Origin of the sequence: Erythrobacter rubeus, from assembly GCF_014705715.1 — a bacterium.
Taxonomy (GTDB): Bacteria; Pseudomonadota; Alphaproteobacteria; order Sphingomonadales; family Sphingomonadaceae; genus Erythrobacter; species Erythrobacter rubeus.
Window position 1 is genome coordinate 906,929 of the sequence record NZ_JACXLC010000001.1, and the last position, 18,622, is coordinate 925,550.

18 protein-coding genes and 1 tRNA gene are annotated in these 18,622 nt (G+C 58.3%); 6 read left to right on the top strand and 13 right to left on the bottom strand.

Going from position 1 to position 18,622, the window contains the following annotated elements; all coding sequences use genetic code 11:
• Window positions 1–2 precede the first annotated feature (2 nt).
• From IB285_RS04445 to IB285_RS04465, 5 genes are all read right to left on the bottom strand, one after another.
• On the bottom strand, window positions 3–899 hold the full coding sequence (locus tag IB285_RS04445; protein ID WP_190787045.1) for a hypothetical protein: 897 nt from the start codon (window positions 897–899) through the stop codon (window positions 3–5).
• A 39-nt stretch (window positions 900–938) separates the two neighbouring features.
• On the bottom strand, window positions 939–1,193 hold the full coding sequence (locus tag IB285_RS04450; protein ID WP_190787046.1) for a hypothetical protein: 255 nt from the start codon (window positions 1,191–1,193) through the stop codon (window positions 939–941).
• 311 nt (window positions 1,194–1,504) lie between these two features.
• Window positions 1,505–1,768 (bottom strand): helix-turn-helix domain-containing protein, encoded by a 264-nt coding sequence (locus IB285_RS04455; RefSeq protein ID WP_190787047.1) that lies wholly within the window; start codon window positions 1,766–1,768, stop codon window positions 1,505–1,507.
• Window positions 1,765–2,043, bottom strand: a complete 279-nt coding sequence (locus tag IB285_RS04460) for a hypothetical protein (RefSeq protein WP_190787048.1) — start codon at window positions 2,041–2,043, stop codon at window positions 1,765–1,767. The genes IB285_RS04455 and IB285_RS04460 overlap by 4 nt, the downstream gene beginning before the upstream one ends.
• A gap of 130 nt (window positions 2,044–2,173) precedes the next feature.
• Window positions 2,174–2,884 (bottom strand): recombinase family protein, encoded by a 711-nt coding sequence (locus IB285_RS04465; protein WP_190787049.1) that lies wholly within the window; start codon window positions 2,882–2,884, stop codon window positions 2,174–2,176.
• A 331-nt stretch (window positions 2,885–3,215) separates the two neighbouring features.
• Here IB285_RS04465 and IB285_RS04470 point away from each other — a divergent pair, with 331 nt between their 5' ends.
• Both IB285_RS04470 and IB285_RS04475 read left to right on the top strand, forming a co-directional pair.
• Window positions 3,216–3,743 (top strand): hypothetical protein, encoded by a 528-nt coding sequence (locus IB285_RS04470; protein WP_234033060.1) that lies wholly within the window; start codon window positions 3,216–3,218, stop codon window positions 3,741–3,743.
• A gap of 408 nt (window positions 3,744–4,151) precedes the next feature.
• Window positions 4,152–4,757: an SOS response-associated peptidase gene (locus IB285_RS04475; protein ID WP_190787051.1), complete on the top strand. Its 606-nt coding sequence runs from the start codon at window positions 4,152–4,154 to the stop codon at window positions 4,755–4,757.
• Between the two features lie 253 nt (window positions 4,758–5,010).
• On the opposite strand, the gene IB285_RS04480 is transcribed toward IB285_RS04475, so the two are convergent.
• The 4 genes from IB285_RS04480 to cpdR form a co-directional block, all read right to left on the bottom strand.
• A complete protein-coding gene (locus IB285_RS04480) occupies window positions 5,011–6,033 on the bottom strand; it encodes a hypothetical protein (RefSeq protein ID WP_190787052.1) in 1,023 nt (340 codons plus the stop codon).
• A gap of 83 nt (window positions 6,034–6,116) precedes the next feature.
• Window positions 6,117–7,565, bottom strand: coding sequence for a DUF6538 domain-containing protein (locus IB285_RS04485; protein ID WP_190787053.1), 1,449 nt, complete (start codon window positions 7,563–7,565; stop codon window positions 6,117–6,119).
• Window positions 7,566–7,657: 92 nt separating this feature from the next.
• A tRNA-Val gene (locus tag IB285_RS04490) sits at window positions 7,658–7,732 on the bottom strand.
• 110 nt (window positions 7,733–7,842) lie between these two features.
• Window positions 7,843–8,232, bottom strand: a complete 390-nt coding sequence (gene cpdR / locus IB285_RS04495; protein ID WP_190787054.1) for a cell cycle two-component system response regulator CpdR — start codon at window positions 8,230–8,232, stop codon at window positions 7,843–7,845.
• 200 nt (window positions 8,233–8,432) lie between these two features.
• On the opposite strand from cpdR, the gene IB285_RS04500 reads away from it, so the two are divergent.
• Window positions 8,433–9,461 carry an N-formylglutamate amidohydrolase gene (locus tag IB285_RS04500; RefSeq protein ID WP_190787055.1) on the top strand — a complete coding sequence of 343 codons (1,029 nt, stop codon included), beginning with the start codon at window positions 8,433–8,435 and terminating at the stop codon, window positions 9,459–9,461.
• 241 nt (window positions 9,462–9,702) lie between these two features.
• On the opposite strand, the gene IB285_RS04505 is transcribed toward IB285_RS04500, so the two are convergent.
• Window positions 9,703–10,488 (bottom strand): SapC family protein, encoded by a 786-nt coding sequence (locus IB285_RS04505; RefSeq protein ID WP_190787056.1) that lies wholly within the window; start codon window positions 10,486–10,488, stop codon window positions 9,703–9,705.
• 160 nt (window positions 10,489–10,648) lie between these two features.
• Window positions 10,649–12,094, bottom strand: a complete 1,446-nt coding sequence (locus IB285_RS04510) for an FAD-binding oxidoreductase (RefSeq protein WP_190787057.1) — start codon at window positions 12,092–12,094, stop codon at window positions 10,649–10,651.
• 161 nt (window positions 12,095–12,255) lie between these two features.
• Here IB285_RS04510 and IB285_RS04515 point away from each other — a divergent pair, with 161 nt between their 5' ends.
• Both IB285_RS04515 and IB285_RS04520 read left to right on the top strand, forming a co-directional pair.
• Window positions 12,256–12,879, top strand: a complete 624-nt coding sequence (locus tag IB285_RS04515; protein WP_190787058.1) for a hypothetical protein — start codon at window positions 12,256–12,258, stop codon at window positions 12,877–12,879.
• Window positions 12,880–13,026: 147 nt separating this feature from the next.
• Entirely contained in the window at window positions 13,027–14,430 is a 1,404-nt protein-coding gene (locus IB285_RS04520) for a DEAD/DEAH box helicase (protein ID WP_190787059.1), read from the top strand.
• Window positions 14,431–14,464: 34 nt separating this feature from the next.
• On the opposite strand, the gene IB285_RS15120 is transcribed toward IB285_RS04520, so the two are convergent.
• Window positions 14,465–15,463 (bottom strand): helix-turn-helix transcriptional regulator, encoded by a 999-nt coding sequence (locus tag IB285_RS15120; protein ID WP_190787060.1) that lies wholly within the window; start codon window positions 15,461–15,463, stop codon window positions 14,465–14,467.
• Window positions 15,464–15,753: 290 nt separating this feature from the next.
• Between IB285_RS15120 and IB285_RS04530 the strand changes: the two genes are divergently transcribed.
• Entirely contained in the window at window positions 15,754–16,077 is a 324-nt protein-coding gene (locus IB285_RS04530; RefSeq protein WP_190787061.1) for a UrcA family protein, read from the top strand.
• 64 nt (window positions 16,078–16,141) lie between these two features.
• On the opposite strand, the gene IB285_RS04535 is transcribed toward IB285_RS04530, so the two are convergent.
• Entirely contained in the window at window positions 16,142–18,448 is a 2,307-nt protein-coding gene (locus tag IB285_RS04535) for an ATP-dependent helicase (protein ID WP_199803330.1), read from the bottom strand.
• Between the last annotated feature and the right edge of the window lie 174 nt (window positions 18,449–18,622).

An 18,622-nucleotide genomic window follows, 5' to 3' on the forward strand; every position in this document is an offset into this window, starting at 1 on the left:
GATTAGGCGTCAGTGGCGGCCGCCTTAAGCGCGGCGATGTCGTCGGGTGAGACTGAGGAAAGGGGATCGAATGGGCCCGGCCCGATAAGGGATTCTTCGGCGTCGTCTGCCGATGGTCCCGGCCCGGTAAGAGAACTACCCTGCGGCGGCGCGTCATTCCCCGAATGGGCCCGGGCTATGTAGTTACTACGTAACGTAGGGGAGTGCTCCCCCGGGGTATCATCTGCTTGCAGCAAACCAGCCATCCAAAGAAGATCGTCGAGATGCAGGCGGCGTTTTGCTCCATTGATGCGCGGTCGTATGCACTCATGGGAGCCATGCTTTGTGATGGTGTATTCCTGACCGGCTAGAAGCAGCTTGTTCCCTTTGCGTCGTCCGATGTTGCCGAACGGTTTAGTGTCCGGATCAGCTTCTCTATGGGCAGCTTTCACCGCTTCCCGCACCTGCGAAAGGGTGTTGAGGCGTGTCCGGTCGTAGTGTGATCCATTATCTGCGAATACCTTGGCGAGGCGTTCTTTCCGGGCTGGCGATAGGCTGGTGTTGAAATGATTGGTCGGAACGAAAGAGCTTTCGAGCTTGGCGTTTAGGCGTTTGACATCGGCTGTGTTGGTTTCTGCGCAGGCTGTCCTGCTATTGAACCAATGCTCGACCATCGAAGCGATTGCTGCCGTGTATCCTGCCGGTTTGGGGAGGTAGGCGCGGGGGTTGCCAAGCTGATAGCGAACCTGCGCTGCCTCGGGGTAGCGTTTCTTGTAGCGCTCGGCACCTTCCGTGCCTTGTCTTGGTAGGATGGCTTGAATGTTGCGACGATGTACTTTCTCGCGCTCCTTGCGCGGCAGGCTGTCGAAACCTGGAGGAAAGTTGATGTCGCTGGTGAGCGACGGGGATTGATCGTTCATGGTTTCCTAGTTTTGTCGGCGGGAGTATCGCCGAGGATGTTAGCGGGACGCCGCCTCGTCAGGATTGTCGGCTTTCCAGCGGTCGATGGCGGCCTTGTGGACCGACGCCCGGCCTGAGAGGCTACGGCGCGACCAATCCGGGGCTGGCAGATCGAGGAGGCTTATGATGGCTCTTACTGAGGCGAGCCGGTGAGCATTTCCACGAAAGTACGCGGCCACCTCAGGGTTATTCAGGCGGTCGGATACAGTGGCGAGGTCGATAGCGTCGTCCAAGGGGACGGCGGGCAATTCCATATGTTGTCCTTTCGGGGATCGTGTGTTTCGAGTGTCAATAAATCGAGATAGAGGGTCCGCGCTCATGGCGGCGGTAAATCCATAGAGGAGACCCCCGCCCTCACGGCAGGCTACGAGCAGGGGTCTCCAAAGGATCATTGCGCATCAAAGCGCTGAGCACCCCGCGACAAGGACTAAGAAGCGCGGGGGAGAGGGCGGGGAAACCGCCTTGTCTCTATGACGGTACCAATTCAGATGTCACTGACGCGATGCCGTGCTCTCTATGACGGTATCAGTTCATATAAACGAATACTTTTATGAACGCATTCCTGCTAATCACCAGGGGCAATCCGGGTCATGCGAGCTATGGTCGATGCGTCCACCTCAGGTGGCTCTACGGGCTCATCCGCCGGAGGTTGGGCAGTCTCGCTGCCTTGCTGCTCATACGCCTCTACGGCGGCGAGTGGGATACGCCAGAGCTTGCCCAGCTTGAAGCCCTTCAGCGATCCGGCATTGAGCAGATCATAGATGAGGGTGGTGGATACGTCCCACCGCTCGGCGAGCTGCGCAGGGTTGAGCGGAGCTGCGGTGCTCATGCGGCCACCCGCTGCGGAGCCGCTGCATTCCACGTGGGCTGCTCTTGGAGCCAGCATTCCTCATCCGCTAGCTGGTCCGCCCAATGGAGCTGGAGGCGCTCAAGCAGAGCTATCATGGGACCTGCCTTCGGCTGCCTGCCTTGGCGTAGATCGCTTATCATCCGCTCACCGCCGCCGCATAGCTGTCCTATTCGCCGTTCACTGAGCAGCGGGCGCGTCTCCAAGAACTCCGCTACGCCCGTGAGGATGAAGGTGCGATCTGTATTCGTAAGCATTCGTATTCCCTCCTGTGTGAGGCCTTTAGCATCCCCAAGTCCGGCTTTCCCGCCAAGCCCCTTGTAGCCTTTCCAGCCATTCTCTGTTGCGCCACGCACCGATAGCTCAGAGGCTCGCAGGTATTCTTGGTCAGTCAGCCGCTTGCTCAGTAGCTACCGCATTCAAGACCCGGCTAACCTGTGTTGCCTGCCACTTGCCGCCTCGACGGGTACGTATTCCCTCGGCATTCAGGCGGCGGGCAATCTCAGCCATGCTATCGGCCCCTTCTGCGCGCATCTCAGCTATGACCTTGCCTACCCTGGCGCTGAACTCCGCCGCTTTGCTCTGGCGAGCGGTTGTGCCTTTCGTGTGATCGACGGGGACGCGTTTCTGGCCATACTTCGGGTGCTTCTCTCCGTATTCTCTCCAGCCGCCCAGCTTTGTGCCTCGATCCTTTGCCGCCTTTAGCGCTTCCTTTGTCCGCTTGCTGATTGCCTTCCGCTCGTGTTGCGCCATTGCGGCCATCACGTGAATGGTCAGCTCATTCGCCTCCGGCATGTCCGCCGCCACGAAGCGCACACCGGCATCCTGTAGCGTAGCGATGAAGGCCACATTACGGCTCAGTCGGTCGAGCTTGGCGACAAGCAACGTCGCTCCGGTGAGCTGGCACCGGTTAAGTGCCTTTTCCAATTCCGGCCTGTTGTCCTGCTTGCCGCTCTCCGTCTCAACGTAGGGCGGCGAGAGCAGCTTATCGCCTTCTCGTAGGAAGCCGTTGATAGCCGCTTGTTGTGCCTCCAGCCCGAGGCCACTGCGCCCCTGCTTTGCCGTAGAGACGCGCATGTAGGCAACGTAGTCAGTCATAGGTTTTGCTCCTGAAAAGCCAATGATTACGTTATAGACTACGTCCGTTGTCAGAAATGTAAAGAGCTAATTGCGGCCCGATGCAGTCGAGCTTTTTTCTGTGCGCTGGGCCAGCCGGGGGTATGGGGGTAAATTCGCCCCTACATACTTGGAGGTCCCCCCTCGCATCAGAATGTCATTTTCAGGTCGCCACAAGATGCTGCCATCTAGGGTTGCAATTCCGGCTATCCCCGACTTTTCCAGTATTGAGTTTTGTCTACCGGCTCCCGCGCTCCATAGTTCAGCGATGGGCAATGTTCCGGCAATATGCAGGCGATGCACGCATGTTTTCTTGGCGAGCATTCAAATCACACAAGGCCTGAATGTCAGTCTGTCGGGCTGTGAGGAAACATGCCCGCGTTGCGGGGCCTGGGCAGATATTGTCGCAGGGACTTTCGACGTGACCGGAGGTCCTCATCCGACATTCACTCAAACCGCTGGCGAGCCAGTTGACCCGGAGCTGTTCACGAGGCTCGGCATCATCCTGGTCAACGCGAAGCTCGACAATCTCAAACCTGCGGAGGTTGTCGAGAAGGTCGGCCCCCTTTCGCCAGGATTAGCCAGGAGTCTCCGCGGAGTGATGGACGATCCGAAGGCGTTTGCATCGGTTTTGCAGGCCGCAATTGCAACATTTGGGGTCATAGCGGCGGCTGCCATTGGTGCTGCAGTTGCCATCAGCACTGCAGACAATACGAAGCCGGACCCCGCTGAAATAGAGGTTCAACGGGACGATGGGCAACTGAGGCGAGACCGAGATCGGCTCCAAGAGATGCGTCAACGAAACCTACCCGTACCAGCGTGGGCAACAGAGCTGCTGTAGGGGTGCCTGGCTTTGGTATTAGGATTCGTGAATCTGCTTGCGCGGCTGAATGTTCTTTGTATGTTCCACGCCGTGCCCAGGCGATCCACTCCGCAATCCCGTTATGACGACGACGCATTTCCGATACGGGTCAAAGTGGCTGTGCCCGGAGACGGCTTGGGGGTGTTGCTTGACGAAATCACAATTTGGTTGCGAGAGAACCTGCCCAAGGAACGCTATGCGACCCATGCGACGCGCTCCATAGGAACCTTCGCCGTTGCGTATTACTTCCGGAGTATTGAGGAAGCCGAGAGTTTCCTAACCGCATTCCCGCAAGCAACCTTGGCCGATGGCACAACATTTCGCTCGTATCGGCGGGTTTGAGCGATTGCGGTTGACCCCGCGAGCAGTGCGGCCTCTAGCCAGAGCATGTGTAATCTATATCGCATGACAAAGAATGCCGACGAGGTCGCGAAGTGGTTTTCGGCGATCAATGAAGCAGGGGGCTCCAATTTCGGCAGCGAAGTCTACCCCGGCTATCCGGGTTTGGTGATCGCAGAAGGCAAGGCCCAGAAGATGACCTGGGGGTTTCCGCTTGCTTTGAAGAGCAAACGGACCGGCCAGCCGCTGAAGCCAAAGCCGGTGAACAATGCGCGCACTGACAAGCTCGATAGCTTCATGTGGCGCTACAGCTTCGAAGAGAGGCGCTGCTTGATCCCGCTCACTGCTTGGGCAGAGGCGCAGGGGCCCAGGGGTGGGATGACGCGCACTTGGATGAGCCTTCCGAATACCGAGCTGTTCGCGGTGGGCGGTATATGGCGGGACAGCGACGAGTGGGGACCCTGCTATTCCATGGTGATGACGGATGCCGCTGGAGACGCTGCGGAGGTGCACAGCCGTATGCCGGTGCTGCTGGGTTCTGAGGATTACGGCAAGTGGACTGAGGGGACGCCAGAAGCGGCGCGGGCGCTTTGCAGGCCATGGGCGGGGCCGCTCAATATCGACCGCACCTCTGAGCCTTGGTTCAAGAGATAGACAGCCTTAGGCAGTAAAAAAGACCCCGCACGATGGCGGGGCCTAGTGTTGTCGGGCCAAAATAAATTCCAGGCCCTTCGGGTCGCAAGAGCGTTGTGGCCGGAAAATGTTGCAGGTGCGGGGCGTTAGGCGGAGTTGTACAACTCTGGGACTGCGCGGGCCCAACAAGTGAACCGATGACTGGCCCCAGCTCAACTCAATCGACCGCACGTCTTACCACTAGGCAGCCTAGCTCACTATGCTAGAGCCCGCCTTATTGCATCTCAGAAATTGCGGCAGGCGTCGCTGTAGGATTGACTGGGAGTTCGCCCCGGCCTGCCTCGATAGCTTTCGGCCCACCATCCGGAGGGCTGGCTTTGACCGAAGAAGCTTGTTCGACTTGCTCCGACGGAAAGGCGTAATCGAGGGCGGAATAAAAACTTTGCGGTATGAATAACCGCGCGGCTGCAATAAATATTGCAAATATGGTCAGTGCGATCACCGGAAAGCGGTCATGCCAGAAGAAATACCGTCGATAGCGCTCGCCAATTGCGTCGGCAAACCCAGTGATGTCGGAAGCAAGTGCCCCCACTTGACTGACCCAATTCGCACTCTCACCCGGATGATTTTGATCGGCGTTTTCTAGTGATTTCTTTACAAGTTCAAGAGTCAATCGGTGCTGTTTGCGCGTCAATTCAGTTAGGGCGGTAGGGACCCAATCGTAAATATCCTTCAACATCAGCCGAATGCGCTTTTCCTGCGTCACCCCATCGCTGCCCCGTTGCTTCTGGCCTACGTTATCTCGAAAATTTTCCCACTCATATACTTGATTTTTAGCCTGATCCGCGACGCGCAGCTTTTCGAACTGATCCGGGTCATTTAATTGTTCAAAGACGAGCGAGAACGCATCCTTTTTATGCTCCAGTCCTTCAAGTGCGCCCAACACAGTGTTTGCTCTGTTGGAGAGTTCTCTCAGCGCGTCGATCTCACCCCCTATACCGCTTGCCCTCATTAACGGAGTGTTGTGCGCCAACATGCGCTGCTCTGCCCGCCAATAACCAATAGTCATAAAGGCCAGTATAAAGCACGAGCCGAGAACTAGTAATTTGGGCGAAAATGAAAGGCCGTAGGTGAGGCTACCAAGTCCGACTATGTCCTCACTTCCCGCAGTCCCGGTAGCAACCACGACGGTAAGCACGCCCCAAAGTAATACGTTCCGCTTTGCTCTCCTATACTCCTCACTTTGATGGAGAGAGGTATCGGCGAAGTTGTCGGGTCGAGATGTGCTAATAGACATAGAGAAGTGCGTGCTCCTCATTCAGACGCTTCGTCAATGCGCCGCAATCGGCAGATGGGGATAAGCGCGACCCGCCATGCCAGCTAGGCACCATCAATCTCGTAACGAGGCAGGCTTTTCACAGCCTCGTGTAGGATAGCAAGAGGCGTCTCCCCATAGCGCCCGCCCTCATTCGACGGGGCGTGGCCTTGCAGCACATCCATTGTCGCCGCCTCGATCCCCGCCCCGCGCGCTACAGTCTTGAACCTGTGTCGCCATGAGTGATTTGGCTGGGGCGCTTCGACCCCCAGCGAGCGCACCCACTCGCCAATTCGCGCCGCTCGGAGCTTGGGGGCGGGGTTGATCTCGCTCCCCGTCCCTGTGTCGTAGAATAGCGGGGTTTCGTCTCCCGGCTTGCTCAATCGCATGATGCCTTGTTCGACAAGATGTGGATGAAGCGGGACGGTACGCGCCTCATGGGTTTTAACTGGCCCGGCTTCGGGCGTGATAACTATGACGGGGATACCGCCTTCCTCCCGAAGGTCCGTTCGGCGAAGTTGGCAAACCTCAGCCACCCTCGCGCCGGTATAGGCCATAATCCATGGCACCCAACGTCGGGCGAGGGCATGGCTTTGCGCGAGCGAGTCCGGAGGTGGCTGTAGGGATGCCTCCAAGATTGTCCGCGCTTCCGCATCGGAGAGGTCGCGGCTGCGAAGCTTGGCCGCCTTTGGGGCGCGCACAGTCAGCCCCTTCGCCGGGTTGTCCGGGATGAACCCGTCGTCGTGCGCGATTGATAATGTGAGCCGCACCGCCGCAAGGTATTGTCCCGTGATCGTTTTCTTGGCGAGGCCCTTGGCGACCAGTGAGGCAATCCAACCTGTCAGGTCCGCACGAGTGACGCGTGCCGCGTCGTCATGCCCGAGATGTTCGATCAGGCTCCGCACCTTGGGACGCCATTTGCTGATGACGACAGAGCTTGCAGCCCCTGTCTCAGCGTAGCGCTCGAAAAGCGCCATTAGGGGGATTCGTCCTGCGGTGCGGTCGTTCTCGACAGCGAGGCGATCATTGAAGGCTCGTTGGCCCTCGACCGCCTCTCGAAGCGTCTCCAGCTCTTGTTCGCGTTCTTTGACAAGATCACGCCAGGAAGCCTCCTCTTCGGTCAACTCGACCGTGCTTAAGAGCATCCGTTCCCGTGCCAACTGCCGATATTCGCTCCGGGCCTCATAGCGCGCCTCTGTGCGCCGCTGCACGGCGTCCGCCGCCTTGGCCTCCTCAGCCTCTTTTCGGGCCTGAGCGGAATCCTGCCGGGTTTCTAGGGCAGCTTCCTCTTGGGCGACAGCAAGGCGGGAGCGAGCCTCGTCGATCAGCTTGTCGGTATCGGCGGCGTGGGGACGGAGAAGCCGTTTCGCTTCTTCCCGGTCGTCCGTGTCGAGTGTGTGCCGCCACTCTGTCCGAGGCTTGCCCGTCGCGGTTTGGAATTGCCCAACTAAGTCCTTCGGGACTTGCCGCCGGAAATAGTACTTGGGGCCGATTCGAAGAAGGTAGGTGCACATGGCTTTCCTCACTGCGCTGTTACGTTACTGTAATAGCCAGCCGTGAAAAAGCCCTGATTTCTGCGATTTTTCCCGGAGTTCCGGGTTTCCGATGGTGGGCGTAGGAAGAGTTGAACTTCCGACCCCTGCAATGTCAATACAGTGCTCTACCACTGAGCTATACGCCCGCACCATCAATCGAACCGCCCATTTGCTGAGCGGGAGCGGCCCATTAACGCGCTGCCGAAAACAGTGCAAGAGATAAGCGCGTCTGAAAAGACCTGATTTTGTGCAAGGGTCAGAGAGAGGCTTGCCGCTGCTCTTCGAAGACTCTCTCCACCTCCAGCACGAGGTCGCGCAGGTGGAATGGTTTAGACAGCACCTTCGCATGCGGCTGCTCACGGCTGGCCCGAAGCGAAACGGCTGCAAAGCCTGTGATGAACATCACTTTTGTGCGCGGCGAAATTTCGGCGCAGCGCTGCGCCAGTTCGATCCCGTCCATTTCGGGCATGACGATATCGGACAAGAGCAAGTCGAACTCCTGCGATTCGAGCAGCGGTATTGCCTCTGTTCCGCGATCGACAGAAGACACCTCGTATCCAGCCTTGCTGAGCGCTCGTTCAAGGTAAACGCGCATGGCCTCTTCATCCTCGGCAAGGAGGATTCGCGGAGTTGAGTTCTTTGTCATGCCGATCCCGCTAGCAGCATGAACTTAAGAAATCCTACCATTTGCGACCGGTGATCGATTTTGAGACGGTCATGCAAACCGTGCCAAAAAGAGAAGGTTAATCGCCAATTTTTCAATTTTGGCCGACTCTTTCGCTTTACGTGTCACCTAATCGAATTCGCCTTTGACAGCTGCGGGCAAAGCGGGCAGCAAATGCCGCGATGAAAAGCCCCGATCATCCGATTGATGCGCCGTCGAATAAGGTCGAGAGTTTGCGTGTGGAGCGCGTAGGCTCCGACCGCGAGTTGCGCAGCAAACGGGGCGGGGCGGTCTCGGGCACTTGCGCCGAAGGTTTGTTCGGACCGGCTTTCACTCACGTTTCGCCTGTCTCGATGCCGCTGCCTGTGCTGATCGCGGTGCCTCATGCGGGACGCGTCTATCCATCGGACACGCTGGCGCAGATGCGGGATGCTCACCTCAGCCAATTGCGGCTCGAGGATCGCTATGTGGACAAGCTCGCGGTCGAGATCGCGAAAGCCACGGGGACGGGCCTGCTCGTGGCGCATGCACCGCGAGCGATGATAGACCTCAACCGAGCGCATGATGACGTCGATTGGAACATGATCAGCGGACCAACTCGGCGCTCTGACACAGGGAATTTAGCTGTCACAGGAGTAAACCACCGAGCGCGCAGCGGTCTTGGACTGGTGCCGCGCCGTCTGCCCGGATTCGGCGATATCTGGTGCGAGAAGCTTTCACGCGATGAACTGGATCGGCGGGTCGACCGCATTCATCGCCCTTACCATACTTTTCTTTCGAACGAGCTTGAACGGATTCGTGCAGAATGGGGCGCGGCGCTGCTCGTAGATCTTCATTCGATGCCGCCGCTGCGACGTCAGAATGGGCAGCAAGCCGCCCCGCAAATCGTTTTGGGCGATCGGTTCGGGGCGTCATGTCAGCATAGCCTAACCGCCGGCTCGATCCGATATCTTGAGCGAAGCGGATGCCCGGTTGCGCACAATCGTCCTTATTCAGGGGGCTATGTGCTTGATCGACATGGAGCGCCGTCTCGCGGAGTGCATGCCTTGCAAATAGAGGTATGCCGCGGTGCGTATCTCGATGAATGGCTTTCCGAACCTAGCGATGCATTGCCCGGTCTGGCGCAGATGATCGCCGGTCTTGTGCGTGAACTCGGCGCGCAAGTGGCGCACCTGGCAGCCAACGGTGAGACCGCGCAGGCCGCTGAATAGCTTTGGTATCCAACGCTAAATCGTTCATTTAAATGAAAAAACCACCTCGCGCGGCAAATGCGCACGAGGTGGCCAAGGTTCAGGGAAGACTCCGCCTGTTCGGCGTAGTCGCAGACGGCTGATGAGGGGGGTGCCGTCCGCTGCTTCAAAATAAGATCACGGCGCGACACCTTCAAGAGGTCTCGCACCGCGACCGTTGTTCGAGAGGGCCCGCGAGAGCGGTACCTAGCTGCTTTGCAAATTAGTTGATCGTTTCCGTTTTCGCGTCCGGAGTTGGGATCTTACCCTGTTCCGACTGGCGCTCGAAGAGGGTGCGCATCAGGTTCATCGAGAAGAGATGTGCGTGGATCAGCATGTTCATACCATTCTTGTTGAGCGCCTCGACCGTTTCGGAGGGAAGCTCGCGAAGCTTGTTTTCGTCGACCATGCGGAACCCGCGATAGACGAAAGGCTTGTCCGGCATGTCGTTGCGCGTGATCGCAATTTCCCCGTCCATCAGCAGGTCGAGCTTTTTGAGCTCGTCCAGAAATGCCTTGGTCCGCTGACCCGATTCCTCGAACTTGCGGCAGAACTCCAGCACACTCTTGGTGTACTCGGTCGCTTCGCCGTTTTCGAACAGGACATTGCCCTCGTCACGCTTACCGACCACGCCCGCGCTTGGATCGAAGCAGAGCGACATGTCTTCGCTATCCTTCTGCAATTTGGCGAGCAGGAATGGATAGCGGCGGATGTACGCCGGGATGTAGATGCGGCTGATCAACTTACCGTCATCGCCGATGAAGACGTTCACACCTTCGTTCAGGCCCATCAGAGCAATCGGAAGCGGGTTGTCGCCAGCGGTGAACACGATCGGATAATCGCGCTGCGCATCGACGAATTCGTCAACGGTGAGCGGAATTGCATGAGTGTTGGCGAGAAAGTCAGCATTCTCGAACGCACCGACTTTCCAATCGCTGTGATCGCGGCTGTTGAGTGGAAGCAGGTCGTTGTAAAACAGCGGAAGTTGCGGCTGCGGCGCGCTGGCCATGAATTGTCTCCGGAAATATTGGATTGAAATCTTGCGATCTGGCCCGAGAAGATGCCCCCGGCCATTCGTGGGCGCGCTTTAGGCGACCGTGAGGCGCTGTGCAAGCTATCGGCGACAAGGCGTGCCCCGTCTATCGATCCTCGGCGTTCGACATCGCTGATCAGTCTGGCATCGGCACCAGTTTTCCGGGATTGAGCAGGCCAGCCGGATCGAGTGCCTCTTTGACCTTTCGCATCATGCCAAGTGCAACCGGATCGCCCAATCGCCCCAGTTCCTCGACCTTCATCTGACCGATGCCATGCTCTGCGCTGATCGAGCCGCCCCACTTGGTAACAAGATCGTACACGCGCGCACTGATAAGCTTGCCTTCGTTTTCTTCCCATTCACCCGGCTTCGCGCCCGTTGGTGCGAGGATATGAAAATGGACATTCCCGTCGCCAAGGTGTCCGAATGCCGCTCCCTTGGTACCGGGAAAGCTGCTCTCGATCTCTGGTATGGCCGCCAGGATGAACTCCGGCATCGCTTCGACAGGTACGGAGATATCGTGCTGCATCGCCGGGCCCAATGCTCTTTCGGCAGCCGAAATCGAATCGCGAAGCAGCCAGAAATCCTCTGATTGGCTTTCATTCGAAGCGAGGACTGCGTCATCCAGCAGACCGCTTTCCATCGCATCGGCGAGCACCTTTTCCAGCTCGCTCCGCAGGCTTGCGTTGTCACCTTCGGCGGAAATGCACTCAATCAGCGCATTCCATTCGTGGTGTTCGGACAATGGAGCACGTGCATCGGGAAGATGGTCCAGCACGCTCTCGAGACAGTGATCAGGGATAACTTCGAACCCCTCTAGCGTATCTCCCATCGCCCTATCGACGAAGCGAAGCAGACTTCTCGCCCCGGTGATCGTCGGGAGGCCTACCCATGCGGTCGCCCTTGCTGACGCCACCGGAAGCAGGCGTAATGTCGCCGCCGTGACAATTCCGAGCGTGCCTTCGGAGCCGATCAGCAATTGCTTGAGATCGAACCCGCGATTGTCCTTCTTGAGCACGGTGAGGCCGTCGAATATGCTGCCATCGGCAAGGACGGCCTCCACTCCGAGCACTTGGGCCCGCATGGTTCCATGGCGCAAGACCTGCGTGCCTCCCGCATTGGTCGAAACCAAGCCGCCAATTGTTGCAGATCCTTTCCCGCCAAGGGTGAGGGGGAAGCGCAACTCGTTGGCCTCTGCAGTCTCATGCAGCGTTTGCAGGATGACGCCCGCCTCGCATACGCATTGCCCGGCTTCGGCATCCAAGGAACGGATCGCGTTCATCCTTCGGAGCGAAAGCAGGATCGCTGTGCCGCTATCGTCAGGTGTCGCACCACCCGCCATGCCGCTGTTCCCGCCTTGAGGAACGATAGGAATGCCATATTTAGCGCAGACTTTGACGAGCGCGGAAACCTCGGCGGTGGATGCCGGGGCGGCGAGCGCTAGGGCGCGTCCGGTGTAGCGACCACGCCAATCCGTGAGCCACTGCGTCAGGTCTGCGGGATCGGTGGTGAGCCCCTTGGGCCCAAGAAGCGAGCGCGCTTCGTCTAGAAAGGCGTCGGTGCGGGACAGTGTGGTCGTCATTGTTGCGGCTATGCCACAGGAGCGGGCTTTTATGCCAGCGAATTGCAGTGGTTGGACGGCGCAGTTAAGCCAACGTTCAATCGTTCGCGCTACTCATATCTGTAAGCGTGCAGGGGGCGCGTGACCGGCGGGATTGCCGGACAGGAGGAACACCGAATTCAATGCCGAGCTTGCTCGCCCTTGCAACGCCAATTGCGATGATGCTGACCGTGCTCGGGCAGGGCAGTGAGCTTGCAGGCGCGGCAGCCTTGTCTGGCGCGAGCTCGCATTCCGGTGCGGCAGATGATCGGGAGGCACCCAAGGAATCGCAAAAAGGTATTCCTCTGCCCGCGCGCTATCCGGTTGACCCAACGCCCACCGCAATCGCTCCGCTTGACGTCTTTCGCGGCGGCCAAGTTCTCCGCCAGGTCCGCATTGAACAGCGGGTCATCGTTCGGATATCGCCGCAGCGTTCACGCGACCGCAATCAGCTGCTTGCGCAGCTGCCCCAGCGCGCGCTCAACACCCGCTACGAAGAGCGTGAGATGGACAAGTGCGTCGCGATCGGAGGCATCTCTGGCGTACAGACCGGAAGTGGAAGCCGACTGCTGCTATTCCTGCGTGATGCCAGGATCATCACGCTAAACCTCGAAAAGGCTTGCCGGGCCCGGGATTTCTATTCCGGCTTCTATATCGAGAAGAATGCCGATGGGAAGCTCTGCATCGATCGGGACAAATTGCAGTCTCGCAGCGGTGCAAAGTGCGAAGTTCAGCGCATGCGTCAGCTCGTAGCAGTAGAGAATTGATCGTTTCGACGCGCGACGCTAAGCCGCAGGTTTCTTGACTTTGGCACCTTTTTTCCGCAGAGGCGCAGCGCCTGAGGCTGGCTTTCACGCTCCAGGCTGAAGCTTTCGGCAATTTCGTGTTGCCTCTATCCGGACATAACCTGACGCATGACATTCGCCGATCTCGGCCTTTCGCCCGAACTACTTAAAGCCGTAGACGATGCGGGCTATACTGAGCCGACTGCTATTCAGGCGGAGGCCATTCCTGCGGTCCTGATGATGAAGGACCTCATTGGTATCGCCCAGACCGGCACGGGGAAGACTGCCAGTTTCGTGCTGCCGATGATCGACGTGATGGCCGCGGGCCGCCGCCGGGCTCTGATGCCGCGTTCCCTGATCCTCGAGCCGACGCGAGAGCTGGCCGCACAGGTCGCGGAGAACTTCGAGAAATACGGCAAGAACCACGATCTGAAAATGGCGCTGCTGATCGGCGGCGTTCAAATGGGCGATCAGTTGAAAGCGCTGGACGAGGGCGTCGATGTGCTCATCGCGACGCCGGGCCGCCTGATGGACCTGTTCGAGCGCGGCAAGATCCTGCTTTCCGGGTGCGAGCTGCTGGTAATCGATGAAGCCGACCGGATGCTCGATATGGGTTTCATCCCCGACATCGAATTTATCTGCGACAAGCTCCCCGAAACCCGCCAGACGATGCTGTTTTCGGCCACAATGCCGCCGCCGATCGAAAAGCTGGCAAAAAAGTTTCTGAGCAATCCCAAGCGGATCGAAACGACGCGCGCCGCTTCGACCAATAAGGACATCACGGCTTTCAAGGTGCCGGTGAAGGCGCGTCAGAAGCGCGATACGCTCAAGTGGCTCCTGCAGAATGACCAGGTCGAAACGGCGATCATCTTTGCCAATCGCAAAACGACCGTTCGCGACCTCAACAAGCAATTGCAGCGTGACGGTTTCCGCAGCGGAGAAATCCATGGCGACATGGACCAGTCGTCGCGCCTCAAGGAACTCGACCGTTTCAAGTCGGGCGACGTAAATATTCTCGTCGCATCGGATGTTGCTGCGCGCGGGCTGGATATCAAAGGCGTCAGTCACGTATTCAACTTCGACACCCCGTGGCACCCTGACGACTACGTTCACCGGATCGGCCGGACGGGAAGGGCAGGGGCCAAAGGCCGCGCGTTCACCTTCGTCGCTGATGAGGACGCCGAAGCGATCGCGAACGTCGAAAAGCTTACGGGCAACAAGATCGCCGTGTTCGGCAAAGACGATGTGCGCGTAGAGCTTGCTGATCCTTCGGCGAAGGCATCGGAAGATGAACAGTCTGACGGGAAGAAGCCGCGCAATCGCCGCAAGGAAAGACCCGATGACGCTGAAGGCGAGGCTAAAGAGAAAACCAAGAAAGGCCGGTCCCAGCGCAAGCCGAAACCCGACGAAGCGACCCAGCGGAATGCGCAATCGAAATCGCGCTCTCGCCGCCGCGATGAAGATGACGAACCCACTGCCCCGGGTGAGTGGAACGGTCCCAAGCCCGGCTTCCTCGACATTGGTTTTGGCTAATCCACTTCGATTGAGCGGCGCGCGGGTCTAACGGTCAGTTTAGCAGTCTGATCAATTCAGATTGTCGGTGTATCCCGATCTTTTCGAAGATCACGGATAGATGCGATCGTACCGTGCTTTCGGAGATTTCCAGACGCTGGGCGGTTGCCGCTCTCCCGTCACCCTTGACGATCTCAACCGCGACAGCCTCTTCCGCCGGGGTTAGCCCGAATTCCTTGGCGAGACCGCGGACGCGTAGAGGGATCGTCTTTTGCGGTATCGAGAACTGGAGCAGGGCTGCAGGCCTATCTGTGTTCAACCAATTGGTTCTTCTATTACTACCCTCTCGTATCGGCATGATGTCGATCCACACACGTTCGCCTGTGCGTGCTCGCAACCAGCAGGAACCAGCTTTACGGTTCGGATCTTGCGCATCGTCGATCAGATTTCGCAATTGGCCAACCGGTCCGATCGTGCTCGGACCGTAAGTCGCGCTGCGAACTGCCCCAAGCCGGGCGAATCCTCCCAAAGCATCGCTATCGTGACTTAGTATTCGGTAATTCCGATCAACGATTACCGAGCCTTGATGCCCAGGCCCGGAAAGCCCCGCTTCCAGTGCTGCGCCCATCCTCACACGGGTTTCGATCCTGCTCGCACGAATAAAATGGGCGCTAAGCTCGGCGAATCCTTGTCGCTCCTCTCGGCTGAATTCATTTCCAACGGCGCGGTACACGGCGATCTGGGCGAGCCGCGACGATCCTCGGGCAATGTTCGCGTAGAGCGCGCCCATGTCGAGATCGTTTGGTATCCACCATTCGCGGTACTCGATACATTGCTCGAAGATTGGTCGAAATTCATCGTTGTCCGCTCCGACGACCTGACCCAGATTATTGACAGGCGGCGGTCGCGGTGGATCATATTCGACTGCGTATTTGTTGATTTCCCAGTAACTGCGGAGCTTTTCGGGCTCCATCAGCGGCATGCTTCCGCCAGCCAGTTTGCCGTCCTTCAAGACCATCAACGCTGCCTGCGTTGAGTCCATTGCTTCAGCCACGGCAATCAGAGAGTCGTCAATGTGGTCCGCATCAATAGAGGCTTCGTAGATCGACGATATCGCTCTCTCGAATGCTTTGTAGTCAGTCACAGCCTATCCCACATTGAACCTCGAGCGACCGCAAATCCAGTATAGCAGATTCAGCCCGCTCGCGCTTTCGGATTAGTAGGACTGTCTCCTCGCTCGACATCGGACGTTCGTCCGATGTGGCGATCCGCGAATCGTCATAGCCTCGGTTTCGACTTCAGATTTTGCGAAGTCAGATCGATGGAAAACCGGGAGGAAATAACATGTTTACAACACTTAAGCTGTGTTTCGCCGCTTGCACATTTGCGGTTGTTACCGCTCCGGCAGCTGCTGAAGATGTGTCGATTGCGGTCTACTTCGGAGACCTCAATCTGAGCGACGAACGCGGATTGGCAATGCTCGAAAATCGACTCGAGAAAGCGATCAAGGGTGTTTGCGGTCGCAACGCGAGCCGCAGCATTGCCAACCAGGTGCACGCTAGCAGATGCGAGCGTAATCTGCGTCGCCAGGCGAAGAAAACCGTAGCCGCGATCACCAACGGCCGCACCAAGTTCGCGGGCGATATCGAGATCGCCTATCGCGGGTAATCTTGAGACGTTTGTAATGCACCAGAGAGGGCGGTGACGGGTTTTCGTCGCCGTCCTCTGTCTTTTACCCCACGACCTTTACGAAGCTGTCGATCACGCGTTTCGTGCCATGCTCTTCAAACTCGATTTCGAGCTTGTTGCCTTCCTGATCGGTGACGCACCCAGTGCCAAACTTATCATGGTGGACCATCGCTCCGATGGCGATGTCGCTGCGTGGTTTGGCCGCGAAGCTTGCTGCCGAGCGACCCGGTTCGCGCAAACGCTGCTGCTTGGTCTCATAGCCGGTTGCGACCGCACGCTGCCAGCCTGGGCCGCGCGCCTGAGCGCGATCCGGGCGATCCCGCGCGACATGGGCAAACGGATCGTCGTTCTCGCTCCAGTTCGCCTGCCACAGGCTTTTCCCGCCAGTCATGGTCGTTTCCTGCTCGATATGCTCCTCGGGCAGTTCTTCGATGAAGCGCGAGGGGATCGAGCTCGTCCACTGGCCGTATATGCGCCGGTTCGCTGCGTGCAGGATCGTGCAGCGCCGCTTGGCACGGGTGATCGCGACATAGGCGAGGCGCCGCTCTTCCTCTAGCGACGCGAGCCCGCCTTCATCGATCGCGCGCTGTGATGGGAAGACGCCTTCCTCCCAGCCAACGCAGAACACGTTATCAAATTCGAGGCCCTTTGCCGCGTGGATCGTCATGATCGTGACGGTCTCTTTCTCTTCGCCGCGATCATTGTCCATGACGAGGCTGACGTGTTCGAGGAAGTCGCCGAGCGTATCGTATTCCTCCATCGCGCGGGCAAGTTCGGACAGGTTTTCCGCACGGCCTGCGCTTTCGGCGCTGCGATCATTGGCCAGCATGTCGTTATAGCCGGTTTCATCGAGCACGAGGCGGAGCAAGTCCGAGGGGGTCATGTTTTCCGCCGCTTCGCGCCAGCTAAGGAATTGGCGCATCAATCCACCAATCGTGTTCGCGGCGCGTTTGGGCAGTTCGTCGCTATCGGCAAGCTCGAGCGAAGCGGCGGCGAGAGGGAGACCCGTCCGGCGCGCATGTTGATGCATCTTTTCGAGTGTCTTCGCGCCAAGCCCACGTTTGGGCTGATTGTAAATCCGCTCGAACGCCAGATCGTCCTGCGGTTGCGCAATCACACGCAGATAGGCGAGCGCGTCACGGATTTCGGCGCGCTCGTAAAAGCGGAAGCCTCCGATGATCCGGTAATTCACACCGATCTGGATAAAGCGGTCTTCGAACTCGCGCGTCTGGTATTGTGCGCGAACGAGAATGGCGATCTGATCGAGATTTGCGCCTTCGCCCTCCAGGCGCTCGATCTCTTCGCCGACGCGCCGCGCTTCTTCCGGAGCGTCCCAGACCCCGATGACCTTAACCTTGTCGCCGCCATTGGCCTCGGTCCACAGCGTCTTTTCGTGGCGGTCCGAATTCGCTCGGATCAGTCCGGACGCTGCGCCAAGGATGTGCGGGGTCGAGCGGTAGTTCTGTTCCAGCCTGACCACGTGTGCGCCAGGGAAATCCTTTTCGAACCGCAGGATATTGGCGACCTCCGCGCCTCGCCACGAATAGATCGACTGATCATCGTCACCCACGACGCAGATGTTTTTGTGCGCCTGAGCGAGCAACCTCAGCCAGAGATATTGGACGGCATTCGTGTCCTGATACTCGTCGACAAGAATGTAGCGGAAGCGGCGCTGGTAATCTTCCAGCACATCCGTGTGCTTGCGGAGGATGTTCAGCATGTGAAGCATCAGATCGCCAAAATCGCAAGCATTGAGCGCTTTCAGCCGGTCCTGATAGAGCTGGTACATCGCCTGTCCGCGTCCATTGGCATAGCTCTCATTCTCAACCGCATCGAGATCATCAGGGTTTAGCCCGCGGTTTTTCCAGCGATCGATCAAGCCCGCCAGCTGGCGTGCGGGCCAGCGTTTCTCGTCGAGGTCACTATCCATGATAAGCTGCTTCAGCAGGCGTAGCTGATCGTCAGTGTCGATGATGGTGTAATTGCTTTGCAGACCGACCAACTCTGCGTGCTGGCGCAGCATCTTCGCGCAGATCGAATGGAATGTTCCGAGCCAGCGAAGGCCTTCACTGCCCGGCCCCAGATGTTGGCCGACACGTTCGCGCATTTCGCGCGCGGCCTTATTGGTAAAGGTTACGCATAGAATCTGGCTGGGATAGGCACGCCGGGTTGCCACAAGGTGCGCGAGGCGCGCAGTCAGCGCGGCCGTCTTGCCCGTACCCGCTCCAGCCAACATCAGTACCGGTCCCTCGGTCGTCAGCACAGCCTCTTGCTGTGGCGGGTTGAGCCGCGCTGCGTATGACGGGACGCCGGTGTCGTTGGTGGATTGAGAGGGGACAATATCGGTCATTTGCGTAGGCCGAACAAGTAGGGAACGCGGTCACTCTCCGCAAGCGCGGAGGAGACGTTTTCGACTGATCGACGCTGAAGCACGGTTCGTCTGCCGAACCGAATTTTTCGGAACCGATCCCAGCCTGTCTTCATTGGTCCTGCAAACACGCAAACAAATTAAAAGGCTGAAAAC

Coding starts and splice junctions, on each gene's coding strand:
- IB285_RS04445 (WP_190787045.1), bottom strand. CDS start 899: ATGAACGATCAATCCCCGTCGCTCACCAGCGACATCAACTTTCCTCCA.
- IB285_RS04450 (WP_190787046.1), bottom strand. CDS start 1,193: ATGGAATTGCCCGCCGTCCCCTTGGACGACGCTATCGACCTCGCCACT.
- IB285_RS04455 (WP_190787047.1), bottom strand. CDS start 1,768: ATGAGCACCGCAGCTCCGCTCAACCCTGCGCAGCTCGCCGAGCGGTGG.
- IB285_RS04460 (WP_190787048.1), bottom strand. CDS start 2,043: ATGCTTACGAATACAGATCGCACCTTCATCCTCACGGGCGTAGCGGAG.
- IB285_RS04465 (WP_190787049.1), bottom strand. CDS start 2,884: ATGACTGACTACGTTGCCTACATGCGCGTCTCTACGGCAAAGCAGGGG.
- IB285_RS04475 (WP_190787051.1), top strand. CDS start 4,152: ATGTGTAATCTATATCGCATGACAAAGAATGCCGACGAGGTCGCGAAG.
- IB285_RS04480 (WP_190787052.1), bottom strand. CDS start 6,033: ATGTCTATTAGCACATCTCGACCCGACAACTTCGCCGATACCTCTCTC.
- IB285_RS04485 (WP_190787053.1), bottom strand. CDS start 7,565: ATGTGCACCTACCTTCTTCGAATCGGCCCCAAGTACTATTTCCGGCGG.
- cpdR (WP_190787054.1), bottom strand. CDS start 8,232: ATGACAAAGAACTCAACTCCGCGAATCCTCCTTGCCGAGGATGAAGAG.
- IB285_RS04500 (WP_190787055.1), top strand. CDS start 8,433: ATGAAAAGCCCCGATCATCCGATTGATGCGCCGTCGAATAAGGTCGAG.
- IB285_RS04505 (WP_190787056.1), bottom strand. CDS start 10,488: ATGGCCAGCGCGCCGCAGCCGCAACTTCCGCTGTTTTACAACGACCTG.
- IB285_RS04510 (WP_190787057.1), bottom strand. CDS start 12,094: ATGACGACCACACTGTCCCGCACCGACGCCTTTCTAGACGAAGCGCGC.
- IB285_RS04515 (WP_190787058.1), top strand. CDS start 12,256: ATGCCGAGCTTGCTCGCCCTTGCAACGCCAATTGCGATGATGCTGACC.
- IB285_RS04520 (WP_190787059.1), top strand. CDS start 13,027: ATGACATTCGCCGATCTCGGCCTTTCGCCCGAACTACTTAAAGCCGTA.
- IB285_RS04530 (WP_190787061.1), top strand. CDS start 15,754: ATGTTTACAACACTTAAGCTGTGTTTCGCCGCTTGCACATTTGCGGTT.
- IB285_RS04535 (WP_199803330.1), bottom strand. CDS start 18,448: ATGACCGATATTGTCCCCTCTCAATCCACCAACGACACCGGCGTCCCG.